The 3,432-nt window shown below is 57.3% G+C and carries 3 protein-coding genes; all 3 read right to left on the bottom strand.

Going from position 1 to position 3,432, the window contains the following annotated elements:
• Window positions 1–136 precede the first annotated feature (136 nt).
• Entirely contained in the window at window positions 137–1,465 is a 1,329-nt protein-coding gene (locus B3520_RS00135) for a restriction endonuclease subunit S (RefSeq protein WP_286874959.1), read from the bottom strand.
• Entirely contained in the window at window positions 1,455–3,077 is a 1,623-nt protein-coding gene (locus B3520_RS00130) for a type I restriction-modification system subunit M (protein WP_286874957.1), read from the bottom strand. Before B3520_RS00130 ends, B3520_RS00135 begins: the two co-directional genes overlap by 11 nt.
• Before the next feature lie 241 nt (window positions 3,078–3,318).
• On the bottom strand, window positions 3,319–3,432 hold a 114-nt coding region (locus B3520_RS00125; RefSeq protein ID WP_286875012.1), incomplete at its 5' end, for a hypothetical protein.

The following is a 3,432-nucleotide window of genomic DNA, read 5'->3' as shown; positions in this document are numbered from 1 at the left end:
GAAAGAGACCACCACGCCGGGACGATCCGGCATGGCCTCCTCCAGCGCCTCCACCTGTTCGCGGATGCGCAGCGACTCCGGGTGAGCCTCCAGTAGCTCGCGACAGGCGGCGAGCGGGAAGTCGGCTTGAACGTACTCAGCCGCCATCGGAGCCTGCCTCGGCGACGGGAACCCGCAGCTCGCCGGAGATCAGCTTGGGGAGGAGGGTGTCGCGGAGGGCGGCAAGAGTTTGTGCCTCTAGCCAGTTTGCGACGCGCTTATCATTCAGGTCGCGAACGACTCTGGCAAATGCCTCTTGTACATCGCTTGGGGCCTTGATTACCAATAGCTCTCCTAGGCGAGTTCGACTTAGCTCAGTTTGACCGGTACTGCCGTGGCCTAGCATTTCAATTTCACTTTCCCGAAAGGAGAGGTCATAACCGAGGACCTCCGGAACTATTTGTTTTGGATCCGCACGCACTACAGTCACATGTGAGTCTACAATGGTTTTTCCTGATAGATTAAAGACCTGCGCCACACGCCCAAGAGTCCCCACTCCAGTAGAGTTCACCAGCACATCAAGCAAATGGAGCTCTCTACCCTCGACGGACTTAAGCTCCTCGTTATGTCGGCGCGATTGGGCAAGATCAATCCATCGATCACGGATGCAACGTTGGTTTATTACGCAGACGCCACCTTTTTCGATGTACTTCGGGCTGATGCCACGCTTGAGGTATTCCGTCACTTCTGCCAAAGGTAGCCTTTCCCAACCCTCCGGCACCGGCCCCAGTTCGGAATCGGTGAAGTGGTTGGGGAGCTGGTCGAAGACGGGCTGGGGCATGCCGCGGAAGCTGGTGGCGCCGGCGGCCTTGGCCTTGACCGGCTCGAAGTCCACGAACCAGGCTTTGAAGATCGCCCGCGCCATGGCCTCCAACGTGCCGTTCATCTGGCGGTTGAGTTCGATTTTGTCGTCGAGAGTGCCGAGAGTTTCTGCGACACGATGCTGATCCGACAGGGGAGGCACCGGAACTTCAAGCTGACCTAAATCGGTGCCAGTAATGCCAGCTACTGCAACTTGTCGCCGGATTGTGTCAAGCAGATGCCGCCCATGGGGCGAGCTGAACAGGTAGTATAGAAATCGACCATCAGCTACTTTCCGGTTGGGTCGAGCTCGGATTATCGACGACTCGAAGGTAGTTGGCTCATCCGCACTCATTACTATTGAGCATTTTCCGGCACCAGAAGCCACCAGCGACCTGCGTGCAAACAACAGATCACCTGGCTTAAGCAAGAACCTTTCTTTCTCGCTATCGGTAAGCTCAACTCTCTTCATGGGACACGAAAAGAGACGAGGGTTTGCGAAAAGCTCGCCCATGTTAACTATTTTGACGCCTGAACCGTGAAACTCTTTCTTCTTATAGATCCCGTTTCTAGTTCCTCCACACAAGACTTCCTTAAAGGGCAGAGTAGACCACTCACTCCCCATAACCCAACGCCTCCAGATTGGTCTTGATACGCGCTTCCAGCGCGTCGGATTCGGCAAACTGCGCGTGCAAGTCGGCAGTAAGCCGCTGCATCTTCTCCTCGAACGGCTCGCCGTCGTCTTCTACAGCGGCGGCGCCGACGTAGCGGCCTGGGGTGAGCACGTGGCCGTGTTTTTCGATCTCTTCCAGCTTGGCCGCCTTGCAGAAGCCGGCCTCGTCGGCGTATTCGCCGACACCTTCTTCGCCCCGCCAGGCGTGGTAGGTGCGCACGATGCGGCCGATGTCGCTGTCCGGCGGCGGGTCGCCCTCGGCGTCGGCGCCGGAGAGCACCCGCAGCACACGGGTCTGCAGGGTGCCCATCTGACGGGCGTCGATAAACAGGGTCTCGCCGCGGCGGTCGCGGCCGCCGTGCTTGATGTTGCGCCCGGTCTTGTCGCGACTTATAAACCACAGGCAGACGGGAATGCCAGTGGTCAAAAAGAGCTGCGCGGGCATGGCGACGATACAGTCCACCAAGTCTGCCTCGATGATGGCTTTGCGGATCTCGCCCTCTCCGGAGCTGTTGCTCGATAGCGAGCCATTGGCCATGACGAAGCCGGCGATACCGCCGCCATGGCCATTAGGTGGCGCCAGATGATGGATAAAATGTTGAATCCAAGCATAGTTAGCGTTGCCGGTGGGGGGCACACCGTATTTCCAGCGCACATCCTCGCGCAGCAGCTCGCCGGACCAGTCGGAGATATTGAAAGGCGGATTGGCCAGGATGTAGTCGGCCTTCACGTCCGGGTGTAGGTCACGCGCAAAGCTGTCTGCCGGTTGCTCGCCTAGGTTGGCCTCGATACCGCGAATGGCTAGATTCATGTGCGCCAACCGCCAGGTGGTGGGGTTGGATTCCTGGCCAAAAATCGAGATGTCGCGCTTGTTACCGCCGTGTGCTTCGGTGAACTTCTCAGATTGCACGAACATGCCACCGGAGCCGCAGCAGGGGTCGTAGACCCGTCCCTCGTAGGGCTCGATCATTTCCACCAGCAGCCGCACCACCGAGCGCGGGGTAAAGAACTCGCCACCCAGCTTGCCTTCGGCGGCGGCGAACTTACCGAGGAAGTATTCATAGACCTGGCCAAGCACATCCTTAGCGCGGGCCTCATCGGAACCGATGCTCATGGAGCCAATTAGGTCGATCAGCCCGCCCAGGCGCTGTGGCGGGATACCCCGGCGGGCGTAGTCGCGTGGTAGCTTGCCCTTGAGTTTACGGTTGTCCTGCTCAATGGCGTACATTGCATCGTCGATCAGCTTGCCAATGTTAGGCGCCTTGCCCTGTGCTTGGATCTGTTCCCAGCGCGCCTCGGGCGGCACCCAAAACACGCCCTCGGCGGTGTATTCGTCGCGCTGCTCCAGCAGGTCTTCCGCCTGTTTTCCCTCAATGCCGTCCTCAGCAAGCTCCTCCTTCAATTTCGTCCGGCGAGCCTGGAATGCATCGGAAATATATTTCAGGAAGATCAGCCCGAGAACGACGTGCTTATATTCGGCGGCATCGATAGAGCCACGCAACTTGTCCGCTATCTGCCAGAGGGCTTCGGAATCAACCCCGTGTTCACTATGTTGATTTGACACGTAATGCCTCTGTGTTCATGTGAATTTTAGGAAGATTACTCGTGCCTGATCCTGGAGTCTCATCATCAAACAGCACCTAGTCACTTATTTTCGAATCTTTTTAGATCTAGCCAAAACCAGCAAAAACCTGTAATGCCTCCGCCGTCGTTTGTTTTTATATCCTTTAAGGCCGAGAAGCCAACTTACACAGTACGCTGAGGCACCGCCGGTCGCTTAATGTAAGCAAGCTCTTACTTACTTATTATTCCCACTCAATCGTAGCCGGCGGCTTGGACGAGATGTCGTAGGTCACCCGGCTGATCCCCGGAATTTCATTAATGATCCGGCTGGAGACCTTCTCCAGGAACTCGTAGGG

It is taken from the genome of Marinimicrobium sp. UBA4509 (genome assembly GCF_002388575.1).
GTDB lineage: Bacteria > Pseudomonadota > Gammaproteobacteria > Pseudomonadales > Cellvibrionaceae > Marinimicrobium > Marinimicrobium koreense.
This window is presented reverse-complemented; position numbering and strand designations above follow the sequence as displayed.

Coding starts and splice junctions, on each gene's coding strand:
- B3520_RS00135 (WP_286874959.1), bottom strand. CDS start 1,465: ATGGGGAGTGAGTGGTCTACTCTGCCCTTTAAGGAAGTCTTGTGTGGA.